13 protein-coding genes and 4 tRNA genes are annotated in these 14,930 nt (G+C 59.1%); 8 read left to right on the forward strand and 9 right to left on the reverse strand.

Translation table 11 applies throughout. The annotated features are described in order from the left end of the window. Positions 1–84: 84 nt before the first annotated feature. From GTU76_RS07810 to GTU76_RS07825, 4 genes are all read right to left on the reverse strand, one after another. On the reverse strand, positions 85–1,431 hold the full coding sequence (locus GTU76_RS07810; protein WP_016986217.1) for a sigma-54-dependent transcriptional regulator: 1,347 nt from the start codon (positions 1,429–1,431) through the stop codon (positions 85–87). Then, positions 1,428–3,017, reverse strand: a complete 1,590-nt coding sequence (locus GTU76_RS07815; protein ID WP_180698396.1) for an ATP-binding protein — start codon at positions 3,015–3,017, stop codon at positions 1,428–1,430. Before GTU76_RS07815 ends, GTU76_RS07810 begins: the two co-directional genes overlap by 4 nt. Beyond that, the gene (locus GTU76_RS07820; protein ID WP_175553176.1) at positions 3,007–3,249 is read right to left on the reverse strand and encodes a PP0621 family protein; all 243 of its coding nucleotides are present in this window, start codon (positions 3,247–3,249) and stop codon (positions 3,007–3,009) included. The genes GTU76_RS07815 and GTU76_RS07820 overlap by 11 nt, the downstream gene beginning before the upstream one ends. 126 nt (positions 3,250–3,375) lie before the next feature. Further along, positions 3,376–4,392, reverse strand: coding sequence for an outer membrane protein assembly factor BamD (locus GTU76_RS07825; RefSeq protein ID WP_007909854.1), 1,017 nt, complete (start codon positions 4,390–4,392; stop codon positions 3,376–3,378). A 151-nt stretch (positions 4,393–4,543) separates the two neighbouring features. On the opposite strand from GTU76_RS07825, the gene rluD reads away from it, so the two are divergent. The 8 genes from rluD (at position 4,544) to GTU76_RS07865 (ending at position 11,424) form a co-directional block, all read left to right on the forward strand. Continuing rightward, positions 4,544–5,506, forward strand: a complete 963-nt coding sequence (rluD, locus tag GTU76_RS07830; RefSeq protein ID WP_016986220.1) for a 23S rRNA pseudouridine(1911/1915/1917) synthase RluD — start codon at positions 4,544–4,546, stop codon at positions 5,504–5,506. Further along, positions 5,503–6,225 (forward strand): peptidoglycan editing factor PgeF, encoded by a 723-nt coding sequence (gene pgeF, locus GTU76_RS07835; RefSeq protein WP_180698374.1) that lies wholly within the window; start codon positions 5,503–5,505, stop codon positions 6,223–6,225. Before rluD ends, pgeF begins: the two co-directional genes overlap by 4 nt. Positions 6,226–6,355: 130 nt before the next feature. Then, positions 6,356–8,920 carry an ATP-dependent chaperone ClpB gene (gene clpB, locus GTU76_RS07840; protein ID WP_016986222.1) on the forward strand — a complete coding sequence of 855 codons (2,565 nt, stop codon included), beginning with the start codon at positions 6,356–6,358 and terminating at the stop codon, positions 8,918–8,920. A gap of 297 nt (positions 8,921–9,217) precedes the next feature. Further along, a tRNA-Asn gene (locus GTU76_RS07845) sits at positions 9,218–9,293 on the forward strand. A 9-nt stretch (positions 9,294–9,302) separates the two neighbouring features. Then, positions 9,303–9,379, forward strand: a tRNA-Pro gene (locus GTU76_RS07850). Positions 9,380–9,384: 5 nt separating this feature from the next. Continuing rightward, positions 9,385–9,460 (forward strand) — tRNA-Lys (locus GTU76_RS07855). Positions 9,461–9,557: 97 nt separating this feature from the next. Beyond that, a tRNA-Pro gene (locus GTU76_RS07860) sits at positions 9,558–9,634 on the forward strand. Between the two features lie 164 nt (positions 9,635–9,798). After that, positions 9,799–11,424, forward strand: a complete 1,626-nt coding sequence (locus GTU76_RS07865) for a methyl-accepting chemotaxis protein (RefSeq protein WP_180698375.1) — start codon at positions 9,799–9,801, stop codon at positions 11,422–11,424. A 63-nt stretch (positions 11,425–11,487) separates the two neighbouring features. Here GTU76_RS07865 and GTU76_RS07870 read toward each other — a convergent pair whose 3' ends face one another. From GTU76_RS07870 to GTU76_RS07890, 5 genes are all read right to left on the reverse strand, one after another. Then, positions 11,488–11,895, reverse strand: a complete 408-nt coding sequence (locus GTU76_RS07870) for an HvfA family oxazolone/thioamide-modified RiPP metallophore (protein ID WP_016986236.1) — start codon at positions 11,893–11,895, stop codon at positions 11,488–11,490. Between the two features lie 280 nt (positions 11,896–12,175). Then, complete coding sequence (locus GTU76_RS07875) at positions 12,176–13,474, reverse strand: NAD(P)/FAD-dependent oxidoreductase (RefSeq protein ID WP_016986237.1); 1,299 nt, start codon at positions 13,472–13,474, stop codon at positions 12,176–12,178. Positions 13,475–13,537: 63 nt separating this feature from the next. Then, positions 13,538–13,711, reverse strand: a complete 174-nt coding sequence (locus GTU76_RS07880) for a DUF3094 domain-containing protein (protein WP_007909875.1) — start codon at positions 13,709–13,711, stop codon at positions 13,538–13,540. A 51-nt stretch (positions 13,712–13,762) separates the two neighbouring features. Next, on the reverse strand, positions 13,763–14,290 hold the full coding sequence (locus GTU76_RS07885) for an MOSC domain-containing protein (RefSeq protein ID WP_180698376.1): 528 nt from the start codon (positions 14,288–14,290) through the stop codon (positions 13,763–13,765). Further along, complete coding sequence (locus GTU76_RS07890; protein ID WP_007909887.1) at positions 14,287–14,913, reverse strand: DUF1780 domain-containing protein; 627 nt, start codon at positions 14,911–14,913, stop codon at positions 14,287–14,289. The genes GTU76_RS07885 and GTU76_RS07890 overlap by 4 nt, the downstream gene beginning before the upstream one ends. Positions 14,914–14,930: the final 17 nt, after the last annotated feature.

The raw sequence follows: 14,930 nt of genomic DNA on the forward strand, positions 1-14,930 counted from the left end.
TTTCGCGAGCAGGCTCGCTCCCACAGTTGATCTTTGTCGTTCACAAAATCCAATGTGGGAGCGAGCCTGCTCGCGAAGGGGTCCTTAATCCAGTCCCAGTTTCTTCAGCCGATAGCGCATCGACCGAAACGAAAGACTCAAGCGCTGCGCCGCCGCCGTGCGATTCCAGCGTGTTTCTTCCAGCGCCTGCAAGATCAGCTTCCTCTCGACGTTCTCCAGATAATCTTCCAGATTGTCGATCTGCGTCAGATCGGCAATCCCGCCGTCCGCCGCGCAGTTGCCTTCGCTCAGACGTAAATCTTCAGCCTCGATCGTGCGGTTTTCACACAAGGTGTGTGCCCGCTCAAGCACGTTCTCCAGCTCCCGCACATTCCCCGGAAACCGGTAATTCTTCAACGCTTCCAGCGCCTGTGGATGAAGGCGCGCAACGGGCTGAGCACTGTCCTTGGCCAAACGCTTGAGCATATTGGCCGCCAGCACTTCAATGTCATCACGGCGCTCACGCAGGGGCGGCACGCGCAATTCAATCACGTTCAGGCGGTAGTAAAGATCCTGACGAAAGCGTTCGGCCGCGACCTCTGCATCGAGATCCTTGTGGGTGGCGCAAAGAATCCGCACATCGACCACGCTTTCCTGCTGGCCGCCGACACTGCGCACGGCTTTTTCCTGAATCGCGCGCAGTAACTTCACCTGCATCGACAACGGCAAGTCCGCCACTTCATCGAGAAACAACGTGCCGCCATGGGCTGCCTGAAATAACCCGGGCTTGTCCTCGACCGCGCCGGTGAAACTGCCTTTACGATGGCCGAAAAACTCGCTTTCCATCAGTTCCGTCGGGATCGCTCCGCAGTTCACCGGTACGAACGGCTGGCTGGCGCGCGGCCCCTGTTCATGAATCAGCCGCGCAACCAGTTCCTTGCCACTGCCCGATTCGCCGCTGATGTACACCGGCGCCTGACTGCGAGCGAGTTTGTCGATTTGCTTGCGCAGAATGCGCATCGGTGGCGAATCACCGAGCAAGCGCCGATCGATGGAGGTAAAGCTGCCTCCCGCCGCCGGCATACGCAGGGCGGTGCCGACCAGTTCGCGCAAACGAGTGAGGTCCACCGGTTTGGTGAGGAAGTCGAAAGCACCTGCTTTCAAAGCGTTGATGGCCGTTTCCAGGCTGCCATAGGCGGTGATCATCGCCACCGGCAGTTGTGAATAGCGTTGCTGGATGTGCTGCACCAACTCTAGCCCGGTACCATCGGGCAGGCGCATGTCTGTCAGGCACAGATCGAATTTCTCGCGGTCCAGCAGCGCTTGGGCTTCAGCCAGATTACGCGCGCTGTAGGTGTCGAGTTTCATCCGTCCCAGGGTGATTTCCAGGAGTTCGCGGATATCCGGTTCGTCGTCGACGATAAGAATTTTTTGCCGTGGGCTCGTGTTCAACTTTGTTTCCGTCCGTGAGCAAAGGTGATGCGAAAGCAGCCGCCGCCTTGGCGTGATTGAAAGTCTAGGCGCGCTTGGTTGCTTTCGCACAGCTCACGGGACAGATAAAGCCCAAGGCCGGTGCCCTGGCTGCTGGTGGTGAAAAACGGTTCGAACAGATGCGTCTGTTCATCGGCCGGGACGCCGGGGCCGTTGTCCTGCACTTCGACGACCGCCAACTGGCTGTCGGGATCGCTGAACAGGGCCAGCCAGACTTGCGCCTGATCGTGCAGCAGGGCGCTGTGGCGCCAGCCGTTGCGTAACAGATTGTCGAGAATCTGCGTGAGCTGGTTGGGGTCCATCAGCGTGGTGAAGTCCCCCGAATTGATCCGCAGATGAATTTCCTGGCGCTCGGAGGCCTGTTCGCGGCTTTCGGCAACGAAGTTTTCCAGCCACGGCTTGAGATCCAGCCGTTGCGGCGCGCTCTGTTGGCGGCGGGACAATTGCAGGACGTTTTCGATGACTCGGTTCATGCGCTGGGAGTGGTCTTGAATAATCTGTGTCAGACGTCGATCCGCGCCATCGAGTTCCTCGGATTCAGCCAATAGCTGCGCGGCATGACTGATGGCACCCAGCGGATTGCGAATTTCGTGGGAGATCCCAGCGGTCAGTCGCCCCAGCGCAGCCAGTTTCAATTGCTGAGCTTGTTGGCTGATTTGCGCGAGGTCTTCGAGAAACACCAGGGTTTGCTGGTTTGGGCTTTGTTCGAGGGCGATGAAACTCGGTTGCAGCTCGAGGCCATTGCCGGGGATTTTCAGGCTCTGTGGGCGCAAGGTCGGGTTGTTCATCCACAGTTGCAGGCGCTCGACCAGCGCCGGCGAATAGTCATCGATCCGGTGTCCTTGAAGATGCGATTGCGCGAGAAGGGTTTGCGCGCTGTGGTTGGCCAACTGCACCCGATGCGCCTCGTCGAGCACGAGAATGCCGGTGCGCATGCGTTGCAGGATCAGCGCGTTGAGAGCTTCGAGGCCGACGACTTCGCTGGCGCGTTTTTCGGCGAGTGTTTCGCTGACTTCGAGGCGACTGATCAGCCCTTGCACCAGCAACGACGCGGCAAAACACAGTGCACCGAGGGTGCCGGCCTGCAGGTATTCATTGGCGCTCAGGGGGTGGTTGAAACTCAACAGAAAACTCGAACCAACGATGCCCAGAGCACCGATCGCGGCAATCAACAGGCCGATGCGCCGCCGCAGCAGGGTGTTGCTGATCGCCACCGAGACAATCAGCAGATTGCCCAGGGCACTGCCAACGCCACCGGCAGCGAAGAACAATCCGCATAAAAGCAGGACATCGACGAGGGCCAGACTGAACAGTTGCGCTGGCCGTCGGGTGTTCTCAAGGAATACCACCAACAGAATGTTGAGAATCAGGTACAGCCAACTGCCGCCGCGCAGCAATTCGTCGTTGGCCGACGTCAGCAGGCGGTTGTCCATGTTGCTGGAGATCAGCAACACCAGCGTGATACCGACGCTTAAACGGTAGAGATGATAAAGGCGCAGCAGGCGCTGCGCCTGTTTGCTGTCGGCGCTGGAGGCCTCAGCGATCACTGGCACCCGGGCCTTGCTCAAGGTGAGCCTGGCTGCAATACCACTGTTGTTGCACGCTCAACGCGCGGTCGCGCGGCAGATGTACGCCGCAATGGGCGCAGCGCACCATCGGTGGCGCGTCCTGTTCACGAGAGGCGCGATCGGATTGATTGGACGCGGCAGGAGCCTTGAATTTGCGCCACAGCCATACCGCAGCAAAAATCAGGACAATCCAGAACAATAAACGAAGCATGATGAGCGGCTTTTCGACTGATGATCCGGCAGTTTAGCCAAGGACCCGACAAGCGCACAGCCTATTAATGCGCGGCAATAAAAAAGGGAGATCCGCAGATCTCCCTTTTCTGTACTGCCGGTGTGATCAGTCGAACACGCCGAAAGTCATGTAGCTGAACCAGGAACGGTCGGTGTTGCTCGACTCAGGCTCTGGCTCTTCGATCACGTCGCCGTTCTCGTCTTTAGGCTTGAGCTCGTTCGGGATCGCGTCTTTCGCGTCCTGGAACTGCTTCTGCACGTCCTGATTGGCGCGGGTTTCGCCCGGCGGCAGCGGTGGACGCGATTCGATCAGGCCCAGAGTCGCCTTGCTCAGGAACGAACGGTTGTCGGCTTCGGCAACCCGTGGCACGAACTGACCGTCTTGCAGGCTCGGGTGATTCGGGTAGTTGAGCTTCAGGGTTTCGAGGCTGGTGGCTGCCAGTTCGTCCAGGTGCAGACGCTGATAGGCTTCAGTCATCACCGCCAGGCCGTCGCCGACCGATGGGGTTTCCTGGAAGTTTTCCACCACGTAACGGCCACGGTTGGCAGCGGCTACATAGGCCTGACGGGTCAGGTAGTAGTCGGCCACGTGGATTTCGTAGGCGGCCAGCAGGTTGCGCAGGTAGATCATGCGCTGCTTGGCATCCGGCGCGTAGCGGCTGTTCGGGTAGCGGCTGGTCAGCTGGGCGAACTCGTTGTACGAGTCGCGCGCGGCGCCCGGGTCACGCTTGGTCATGTCCAGCGGCAGGAAGCGCGCCAGCAGGCCGACGTCCTGGTCGAAAGACGTCAGACCTTTCAGGTAGTAGGCGTAATCCACGTTCGGGTGCTGCGGGTGCAAACGAATGAAACGCTCGGCGGCGGACTTTGCAGCTTCCGGCTCGGCGTTCTTGTAGTTGGCGTAGATCAGCTCCAGCTGCGCCTGATCGGCGTAGCGACCGAACGGATAACGCGACTCCAGAGCCTTCAGCTTCGCTGTGGCGCTGGTGTAGCTGTTGTTGTCCAGGTCAGTCTGAGCCTGCTGATACAGCTCGGCTTCGCTGAGGTTTTCGTCTACGACTTCCTTCGATGAGCAAGCAGCGGTCAATGCGAGGATGGCGATCAGCAGCAGGTGTTTCACTTGCATGGCGGCTTGCGTCCCTATGACGGCCGCTGTCTTGGGCGGGGCCGTCCTGTTATGATGAGCGCCCCGTTGAAAAGCCTCGGGGCAAAAGACGCCGTATTTAACCACAAGCGCGCAGCCGAAACCAAAAGCTGTGCCGACGCACAGTCAGAGCATGTCCGATAAAATTGAACTTCGCGCAGAGGTGCCGTCCGAATTGGGCGGCCAACGCCTCGATCAAGTCGCTGCCCAACTCTTCGCTGAGCACTCTCGCTCGCGCCTTTCCGCCTGGATCAAAGAAGGTCGCCTGACTGTGGACGGGGCGGTCATCCGCCCGCGCGACATCGTGCACGGCGGTGCCATCCTTGAGCTGACTGCCGAGCAGGAAGCCCAGGGCGAGTGGATCGCCCAGGACATCGAGCTCGACATCGTCTATGAAGACGACGACATCCTGGTGATCAACAAGCCTGCGGGCCTGGTGGTGCACCCGGCTGCCGGTCATGCCGATGGCACCCTGCTCAACGCCTTGCTGCACCACGTGCCGGACATCATCAATGTCCCGCGCGCCGGTATCGTGCATCGTCTGGACAAGGACACCACCGGTCTGATGGTGGTGGCCAAGACCATTCAGGCGCAGACCAAGCTTGTTACTCAGTTGCAGAGCCGCAGCGTCAGCCGCATCTATGAGTGCATCGTGATTGGTGTCGTGACCGCCGGTGGCAAGATCAACGCCCCGATCGGTCGTCACGGCCAGCAGCGCCAGCGCATGGCGGTAATGGAAGGCGGCAAGCCCGCCGTCAGCCACTACCGCGTGCTGGAGCGCTTCCGTTCCCACACCCACGTACGGGTGAAGCTGGAAACCGGTCGTACTCACCAGATTCGCGTGCACATGTCGCACATCAACTTCCCGTTGGTCGGCGACCCGGCATACGGCGGTCGTTTCCGTATTCCGCCAGCGGCGAACCCGACGATGGTGGAATCGCTCAAGCATTTCCCGCGTCAGGCCCTGCACGCGCGCTTCCTTGAGCTGGATCATCCGACGACCGGTGAACGCATGAGCTGGGAATCGCCGTTGCCGGAAGATTTCGTCTGGCTGCTGACCCTGCTCAAGCAGGATCGCGAGGCATTCGTCGGATGAACTGGCTGACGCCGGACTGGCCTGCGCCGGCCAGCGTCAAAGCCTGCGTCACCACCCGCGAGGGTGGCGTCAGCGAGGCGCCGTTCGACAGCCTCAATCTGGGCGATCATGTTGATGACCGTCCTGAGGCTGTTGCCGAGAACCGACGGCGCCTGACCGATCACTTCTCTATACAGCCTGCCTGGTTGCAGCAAGTGCACGGGATCGCCGTCGCTCATGCTGATCCGGGCATTGTCGCGACTGCCGATGCCAGTTGGACGGCAACGCCGGGCATTGCCTGCGCGGCGATGACAGCCGACTGCTTGCCAGCATTGTTCTGCGATCGTGCCGGCACCCGTGTGGCGGCGGCCCATGCCGGTTGGCGTGGTCTGGCAGCAGGTGTGCTTGAAGCGACGCTCGCCAGCCTCGATGTTCCGTCTGAAGACGTTTTGGTCTGGCTCGGTCCGGCCATTGGCCCCAAAGCCTTTGAAGTCGGCCCGGAAGTACGGGAAGTCTTCATCAATCAACTGCCTGAAGCAGCAGAAGCGTTCGTACCGAGCGACAATGCCGGCAAGTTCATGGCTGACATCTATCTGCTGGCGCGCCTGCGTCTGGCTGAACGCGGTGTCACTGCTGTTTATGGTGGCGGTTTCTGCACCGTGACCGATCCGCGCTTCTTCTCCTATCGCCGTGCCCCACGCACCGGTCGCTTTGCCTCCCTTATCTGGCTCACCCGCTAGACTTGCCTGACCTGAATCAACCCTCTGACGCTTGAATCTCCCAGAATCGACCGCATCTACAGTGGTATCTGGCAGGTTTCTTTATTCAGGATGGTTTTTAGGTCCGGCCTGCTCAAAAGGAAGGTGACTTATGCGAATAGACCGTTTAACCAGCAAATTACAGTTGGCCTTGTCCGACGCCCAGTCGTTGGCAGTCGGCCACGATCATCCGGCGATTGAGCCGGCGCACTTGATGCAAGCCATGCTTGAACAGCAGGGTGGTTCGATCAAACCTCTGCTGATGCAGGTGGGCTTCGACGTCAACAGCTTGCGCAAAGAGCTGACCAAAGAGCTCGACCAATTACCGAAAATCCAGAACCCGACCGGCGACGTCAACATGTCGCAGGATCTGGCGCGCCTGCTCAATCAGGCTGACCGTCTGGCCCAGCAGAAGGGCGACCAGTTCATCTCCAGCGAACTGGTGCTGCTCGCGGCGATGGACGAGAACAGCAAGCTCGGCAAATTGCTGCTCGGCCAAGGCGTGAGCAAGAAAGCCCTGGAAAACGCGATCAACAATCTGCGTGGCGGCGAAGCGGTAAACGACGCCAACCACGAAGAGTCGCGGCAGGCGCTGGATAAATACACCGTCGACCTGACCAAGCGTGCCGAAGACGGCAAGCTCGATCCGGTGATCGGTCGTGACGACGAGATTCGTCGTACCATTCAGGTTCTGCAACGCCGCACCAAGAACAACCCGGTGCTGATCGGTGAGCCTGGTGTGGGTAAAACCGCCATTGCCGAAGGCCTGGCCCAACGCATCATCAACGGTGAAGTGCCGGACGGCCTCAAAGGCAAGCGTCTGCTCTCGCTGGACATGGGCGCGCTGATTGCCGGTGCCAAGTATCGCGGTGAGTTCGAAGAACGCCTGAAATCGCTGCTCAACGAGCTGTCGAAACAGGAAGGGCAGATCATTCTGTTCATCGACGAGCTGCACACCATGGTCGGCGCCGGTAAAGGCGAAGGCTCGATGGATGCCGGCAACATGCTCAAGCCTGCGTTGGCTCGCGGTGAGTTGCACTGCGTTGGCGCGACCACGCTCAACGAGTACCGCCAATATATAGAGAAGGACGCGGCCCTCGAGCGACGCTTCCAGAAAGTCCTGGTGGATGAGCCGAGCGAAGAAGACACCATTGCCATCCTGCGTGGCCTTAAAGAGCGTTACGAGGTTCACCACAAGGTGGCAATCACCGACGGTGCGATCATTGCTGCTGCCAAGCTCAGCCATCGCTACATCACTGACCGGCAGTTGCCGGACAAGGCCATCGACCTGATCGACGAGGCCGCCAGCCGCATCCGCATGGAAATCGACTCCAAGCCGGAAGTGCTGGATCGTCTTGAACGTCGCCTGATTCAGTTGAAGGTGGAATCCCAGGCGCTGAAGAAAGAAAGCGACGAAGCGGCGATGAAACGTCTGGAGAAACTCCAGGAAGAAATCGTCCGTCTCGAACGCGAGTATTCCGATCTGGAAGAAATCTGGAACTCGGAAAAAGCCGAGGTGCAGGGTTCTGCACAGATTCAGCAGAAGATCGAGCAGTCGCGTCAGGAACTGGAGGCCGCGCGCCGTAAAGGCGACCTCAATCGCATGGCCGAATTGCAGTACGGGGTGATCCCGGATCTGGAACGCAGCCTGCAAATGGTCGATCAGCACGGCAAGAGCGAAAACCAGTTACTGCGCAGCAAGGTGACTGAAGAGGAGATCGCCGAAGTCGTGTCGAAGTGGACCGGTATCCCGGTGTCGAAAATGCTCGAAGGCGAGCGCGACAAACTGATGAAGATGGAAAGCCTGTTGCACAAACGTGTGATCGGCCAGGAAGAAGCGGTGGTCGCCGTCGCTAACGCAGTACGGCGTTCGCGTGCCGGGTTGTCCGATCCGAATCGTCCAAGCGGCTCGTTCATGTTCCTCGGCCCGACCGGTGTCGGTAAAACCGAGCTGTGCAAGGCGCTGGCCGAATTCCTCTTTGATACGGAAGAGGCGATGGTGCGGATCGACATGTCCGAGTTCATGGAGAAACATTCCGTGGCGCGTCTGATCGGTGCGCCACCGGGATACGTCGGTTACGAAGAGGGCGGTTACCTGACCGAGGCGGTACGTCGTAAGCCTTATTCGGTGATCCTGCTGGACGAAGTCGAGAAGGCGCACCCGGATGTGTTCAACATCTTGCTGCAAGTGCTCGAGGATGGTCGCCTGACCGACAGCCATGGCCGCACGGTGGACTTCCGCAATACCGTGATCGTGATGACTTCGAACCTCGGCTCTGTGCAGATTCAGGAGCTGGTCGGTGATCGTGAGGCACAGCGTGCTGCAGTAATGGATGCGCTGACGTCGCACTTCCGTCCGGAGTTCATCAACCGGGTCGACGAGGTGGTGATCTTCGAGCCTTTGGCGCGGGATCAGATCGCGGGTATTACCGAGATTCAGTTGGGCCGTCTGCGCAGCCGTCTGGCCGAGCGCGAGCTGAAGCTGGAACTCAGCCCGGAGGCGATGGACAAGTTGATCGCCGTTGGTTACGACCCGGTCTATGGCGCACGTCCTTTGAAACGGGCGATCCAGCGCTGGATCGAAAACCCGCTGGCGCAATTGATCCTCTCGGGTCATTTCATGCCTGGCGACACGGCAACTGGCGCTGTCGAGAACGACGAAATCGTTTTCAACTGAGTCCAAGCGCCAATGAAAATTGGCAGGCCCCACATTGTGGGGCCTTTTTTTTCGTTAGGCTGTTGAACTCAAAGGAAAAGGCTTGTAAAGTGCGCCCCGCAGTCAGTCGCCAAGACGGTCTCAGCTCACTGAGTTGAAATCTGAAATAAGTTGCAAATCATTAACTTGAAAGCAATTTAGGGGGTTGACAGAGGTGTTCTAGGTTGTAGAATAGCGCGCCTCAGACACACGAACGCAGCGATGCGAACGAGTGGCTAGATGCAGTAAGTTTCACCGTTGTAAATTGAAATATGTAGTTCCGTGATAGCTCAGTCGGTAGAGCAAATGACTGTTAATCATTGGGTCCCAGGTTCGAGTCCTGGTCACGGAGCCAATTTCAAGCCGGGGTATAGCGCAGTCCGGTAGCGCGCCTGCTTTGGGAGCAGGATGTCAGGAGTTCGAATCCCCTTACCCCGACCATTTTTGGGTCGTTAGCTCAGTTGGTAGAGCAGTTGGCTTTTAACCAATTGGTCGTAGGTTCGAATCCCACACGACCCACCATTTTTGAAACCAGTTAACACTGGGATCGAATCTTAAGATCAGAGGCCAAAAGCGCTGATCGAAGAAGGCGATCTTTGAAAGGTCGCCTTTTTTTTACCGGGGTATAGCGCAGTCCGGTAGCGCGCCTGCTTTGGGAGCAGGATGTCAGGAGTTCGAATCCCCTTACCCCGACCATATTAAAAATCCTCGTATCGAAAGATACGGGGATTTTTTTTGTCCGACAAAAACTCATTTCCCCTTCAAGTCATCATACAACCTGCCGATAGCCCGCTAACACGAGGGGACTGCCATGGCTTCGCCCCTTGAATCTGGCCAATACAAGAATAAGGGCGTGCGTCATGTTGCTTCGTCAGTTGAATATTGCTCCCCGGGCGGCCCTGGGGTTCGCCCTGATCGCGGTGTTGGTGGCCTTGCTCGGCGTTTTTGCGCTGGGGCAGATGTCGAGTATTCGCGACAGTGAGGTCGCAGTAGAAAATCAGTGGCTGCCGAGCATTCGTGGCGGCGACGAGATTCGCGAGATCATGTTGCGCATCCGCACCATTTCGCTGCGCATGGCGCTGGATCAGGATCCGGCCAACATTGCGACTTACCGCAGCCAGATGGACACCCGCGACAAGGAGCTGAGCGAGAAAATCGCCGCCTACGACAAACTGGTCGACACCCCGGAAGGCCAGCAGCTATACGACCAGTTCAAAAAGACCTTCGCCGCGTATCGCAGCGGTATCGCTCAATCTTTCGCCCTCGCCGAGCAAGGCAAGCGTGATGAGTTGACCAGGTTGTTGCTGGTCGACATGAAAACCGTGGTCGATGGCTCCGGCAAGCAACTCAACGACCTGGCGGATCTGTTCGCCAAACAGGTCGCGGCCGAAAGCCAGAAGTCCTCTGCGCACTACGATAATTCACGCACGATCGTCAGCTTGTTCATTGTCTTGGCCGCGCTGGCCACGGTGGCACTGGCGATGATGCTCACCCGCAGCATCGTTCGTCCGCTGAGCAGCGCCGTGAGTGCAGCAGAAAGTGTCGCGCAGGGTGATCTGACCCGGCCGATCGAAACCCATGGCAACGATGAAGTCAGTCGCTTGCTCAAAGCGTTGGCGACCATGCAGCAAAACCTGCGCGAGACGCTGCAAGGCATCAGCGGTTCGGCCACGCAACTGGCGACGGCCGCCGATGAACTCAATGCGGTGACGCTCGACAGCACACAGGGGCTGCAACAACAGAACAACGAAATCGAACAGGCCGCGACCGCCGTCAACCAGATGACGGCAGCGGTGGAAGAGGTCGCACGCAATGCGGTGTCGACGTCTGACGCGACCCGTCAATCCAGCGAATCGGCGCATCTGGGCCAGGTGCGCGTCAGTGAGACCGCCACTGCCATCAACGCACTGGCGAGCGACGTGCAACAGACCGGTGAGCTGGTGCAATCACTGGCCAACCAGTCGCAGGACATTGGCAAAGTGCTGGATGTGATTCGGGCGATTGCCGAGCAGACCAATCTGCTGGCGCTCAACGCGGCGATCGAAGCAGCGCGGGCCGGTGAGAGCGGGCGAGGGTTTGCCGTTGTCGCCGATGAAGTACGGGCGCTGGCCTATCGCACGCAGCAATCGACTCAGGAGATCGAGCAGATGGTCCAGGGCATGCGCAGTGGTTCGAGCCTGGCGCTGGATTCGATGCAGGCCAGTACCGCGCGGGCGACGACCACCTTGGCGTTGGCAGAGCGCGCCGGTGAAGCGCTGCAAACCATTACCGCCTCGGTCCATCAGATCCATGAGCGCAATCTGGTGATCGCCAGTGCCGCCGAAGAGCAGGCACAAGTCGCCCGGGAAGTGGATCGCAATCTGGTGAACATCCGTGATTTGTCGGTACGTTCGGCCGCCGGTGCCAACCAGACCAGTGCCTCCAGCCACGAGTTGTCGCAACTGGCCAACGCCTTGCAGGGCATGGTGCGGCGCTTCCAGTTGTAAAACGGCAGACATGAAAAAGCCGCGTTTCTCTCAGGAGAAGCGCGGCTTGGTTTTTTCCGCTGATCAGGCGCCGTCTTGATCTTTCAGGTGTTCGAACAGGCCTTTTGGCATCTTCTTGCCGTTGGCTTCAAAGTTGGCCTTCACGTTGTTGTAGGCCTCTTGCTCGTCGATGAAGCCGTCATGGTTGGTGTCGATCTTGTCGAAATCGGACTTCGGCGCGACTTTGAGGAATTCGGCGCGGGAGACCTTGCCGTCACCGTCGCTGTCCGTCTTGGCCATCGAAGCATCGCCACATTTGCCTTCACCGCATTTGCCTTCCGGCGCTTTCACCGAGGTTTCCGCCGACGCAACCATGTAGCCCTGCGCCAGTGGTTGAGCGGCAAACACCGAACCAGACAGCATCAGGCCACCTGCCAGTGCGGCGCCGATCAGGCCAATGGATTTTTTACCGAGGGTCGAAGTACGGGACATTTACATTCTCCTGGCTGCACAACGCAACCACACGTTAAGGACGAAAGCCTGAGCAGGTGTGCTCGGGTGTGGCCATTAAGCGGTGGCGGTGTATCGCGACTGTGTCGCGCAGCGGGGGAGTTTGTAAGCGAAGGTTAGATATTACGGACGCAGATACATTACGAGACAGAATCACAAATCAAATGTAGGCCTTCGCCTGCTCGCGATAGCGGTGTATCAGACAACATCGTTGTCGTTTGACACACCGCTATCGCGAGCAGGCGAAGGCCTACAAGGTCTTTTAGTGCAGTTTCAGACGCGGCTCGGTGCCACGGCCAATCTTGCTACCCAGCATCAACATCGCCGTGCGGAACGGCCCGTACAGCGCCATTTGGTGCATGCGATACAGCGACACGTAAAACATCCGCGCCAGCCAGCCTTCGAGCATCACACTGCCAGTGAGGTTACCCATCAAGTTACCCACAGCCGAGAAACGCGACAGCGAGATCAGCGAGCCGTAGTCGGTGTACTTGTACTCCGGCAGAGTCTTGCCTTCGATGCGCAGCTTCAGCGACTTGGCCAGCAACGAAGCCTGCTGGTGCGCGGCTTGCGCCCGTGGCGGCACGTTGCGATCGGTGCCCGGTTGCGGGCACGCGGCGCAGTCGCCGAAGGCGAAGATGTTCTCGTCGCGGGTGGTTTGCAGAGTCGGTAACACTTGCAGTTGATTGATGCGGTTGGTTTCCAGGCCGTCGATGTCCTTGAGGAAACCCGGTGCGCGAATGCCCGCTGCCCAGACTTTCAGGCTGGCCTTGATCTCATTGCCGTCGGCGGTGATCAGGCTGTCGGCAGTCACTTCGCTGACCGAAGCGTTGGTCATCACATTGACCCCGAGTTTTTCCAGGGTTTTGTGCACCGGCCCGCTGATGCGCTCCGGCAGGGCAGGCAACACCCGTGGACCGGCTTCGATCAGAGTGATGTGCATGTTTTCCGGTTTGATCCGGTCCAGACCGTAGGCCGCCAGTTCATGGGCAGCGTTGTGCAGTTCGGCCGCCAGCTCAACGCCCGTCGCACCGGCACCGACGATCGCCACGCTGATCTGCTCGACCACATCGGTTTGCCCGGCGTGCGCACGCAGATAGTGGTTGAGCAGTTGCTGGTGGAAGCGCTCGGCCTGTTTGCGCGTGTCGAGGAACAGGCAGTGTTGCGCCGCGCCCTGAGTACCGAAATCGTTGGTAGTGCTGCCGACACTGATCACCAGCGAGTCGTACTGCACTTCACGCGCCGGGACGAGCTCTACGCCGTTTTCGTCGTAGGTGGCGGCCAGCTGGATTTTCTTCTGCGCGCGATCGAGCCCGCTCATGCGCCCCAGCTGGAACTCGAAGTGGTTCCATTTCGCCTGGGCAACATAGTTGAGTTCGTCTTCGGAAGAGTTCAGCGATCCGGCGGCCACTTCGTGCAGCAAGGGCTTCCAGATGTGCGTCAGATTGGCGTCGACCAGCATCACACTGGCCGTGCCGCGCTTGCCCAGGGTCTTACCCAGACGGGTAGCCAACTCCAGACCGCCGGCGCCGCCGCCGACAATAACAATACGATGGGACATGGGGATAACTCGCAAGGTTTTTAAAGGAAATCGGTGCGGTTACCCAAGCGAGCGCCAGGCAGCTCATAGCGTCAGGTAACTGATAAATCGGCTCAACAGGCCCAGACCAATGGTCACTGCCAGCACCAGCACGAGGAGCATCCACGGCCGGAATGGCCGGCGCTCGACTCGGTGTTGGGACAGTTGCAGGTACTCTTCGACATGTTTCTGGTCTTCGGGGTTCAGGCGGCTGGTCATATTTGCCTCGTCAGGTAGACGTTGCTGAATGGACAGAAGCTACAGCGGTTTTTATCCGGGGTTGAACGCAGCATAGCCGCTGTCCGGAACCGGCTCGACGCTCACCCGGTCTTCGAGGCGAATGATCCCGCTTTGTAACACCCGTGCGGTAATTCCGCCATGCCCGCGCACCGCTTGAAACGTGCCGGGGCCGAGGTTGTTCTGCAAACGTGCACAAGGCTGACACCAGCCCGTGGTTTCGAATATTGCCTGACCGATGCGAAAGCGCCGACCCTTCAGGCTAAACAAATTGATACCGCTGATAACGAGATTGCGCCGCAGATCTTCAGGCTTGACCGGCTGATCGTGTGTGCGTCCCATCAAAGCGCTGATCACCGCCAGATGTTCCCACTGGATCAGGGTCACCTGCCGCGCGTTACGCACACCGGGGCGGGCGTGGTCGCCGGTCAGTCCTGCTTCCAGTCGCGCCTCCACTGCATCGAGTTCGATCATCGGCCCACGGGATTCGGGGCGCACGCCAATCCAGCGCACACATCCGGTCTGCGGTACATCGGCGATCAATTGCTGAAGTGGTGTCACAGGCTGATTCCCACGTCAAAGACAATGCTGCGACCGAGGTTGCTGCGCAGGAAGTCCGGTGCATCCGGGTGGGCGAACAGTACGCGGGCGAAGGTCGGGCCGACCAGGGACAGCGAGCGCCAGCCCTGACGGAGATATTCGGTGGGCGGGGGGAAATGGCTGTTCAGATCCAGTACCTCACGTTTAAGACTGGCGAAGGCGATGATGTCCAGTTCGCCCAGATCCATGCCGCGTTCCTTGTAGTTGTGCGCTTTTTTGCGCAACGTCGGCGCCAGTCGCAGCAGAAATTCGTTAGCCGGAATCCGCTTGGGCTTGGCTTCGCGGCGCACCAACTGGCTGAGAGAAAAGGCGCTGCGACGTCGCTGCAACTCATCGCGCCATTCGTCGTTGAGCCGGCGTCCCTCGTCGAGCACGAAGAACACCTCGAAATTGGCATCACGAAACAGCACGTCCGGCGGCTCGCCGGCCGGCGCGAATTCGTCGGCACGGTAGGGAATGTTCAGGCCTTGCAGCAGGCGTTGGCAAACCCAACGCTCACGCTCCCATTTGCGGGCATTGGACAGAAAGGCGTTGGCTTGCTCGGCCGCGATGGTCAGCAGGCGTAAATAATCTGAGTCATCCATAGGCCCAAGCTTAGCGT

Source organism: Pseudomonas crudilactis, assembly GCF_013433315.1.
In the GTDB taxonomy this organism is placed as follows: Bacteria; Pseudomonadota; Gammaproteobacteria; order Pseudomonadales; family Pseudomonadaceae; genus Aquipseudomonas; species Aquipseudomonas crudilactis.

What these genes read in the sequence shown, in the direction of transcription:
- GTU76_RS07820 (WP_175553176.1), bottom strand. Translation starts at nt 3,249, where the DNA reads ATGCTTCGTTTATTGTTCTGGATTGTCCTGATTTTTGCTGCGGTATGG.
- GTU76_RS07825 (WP_007909854.1), bottom strand. Translation starts at nt 4,392, where the DNA reads ATGCAAGTGAAACACCTGCTGCTGATCGCCATCCTCGCATTGACCGCT.
- rluD (WP_016986220.1), top strand. Translation starts at nt 4,544, where the DNA reads ATGTCCGATAAAATTGAACTTCGCGCAGAGGTGCCGTCCGAATTGGGC.
- pgeF (WP_180698374.1), top strand. Translation starts at nt 5,503, where the DNA reads ATGAACTGGCTGACGCCGGACTGGCCTGCGCCGGCCAGCGTCAAAGCC.
- clpB (WP_016986222.1), top strand. Translation starts at nt 6,356, where the DNA reads ATGCGAATAGACCGTTTAACCAGCAAATTACAGTTGGCCTTGTCCGAC.
- GTU76_RS07865 (WP_180698375.1), top strand. Translation starts at nt 9,799, where the DNA reads ATGTTGCTTCGTCAGTTGAATATTGCTCCCCGGGCGGCCCTGGGGTTC.
- GTU76_RS07870 (WP_016986236.1), bottom strand. Translation starts at nt 11,895, where the DNA reads ATGTCCCGTACTTCGACCCTCGGTAAAAAATCCATTGGCCTGATCGGC.
- GTU76_RS07875 (WP_016986237.1), bottom strand. Translation starts at nt 13,474, where the DNA reads ATGTCCCATCGTATTGTTATTGTCGGCGGCGGCGCCGGCGGTCTGGAG.
- GTU76_RS07880 (WP_007909875.1), bottom strand. Translation starts at nt 13,711, where the DNA reads ATGACCAGCCGCCTGAACCCCGAAGACCAGAAACATGTCGAAGAGTAC.
- GTU76_RS07890 (WP_007909887.1), bottom strand. Translation starts at nt 14,913, where the DNA reads ATGGATGACTCAGATTATTTACGCCTGCTGACCATCGCGGCCGAGCAA.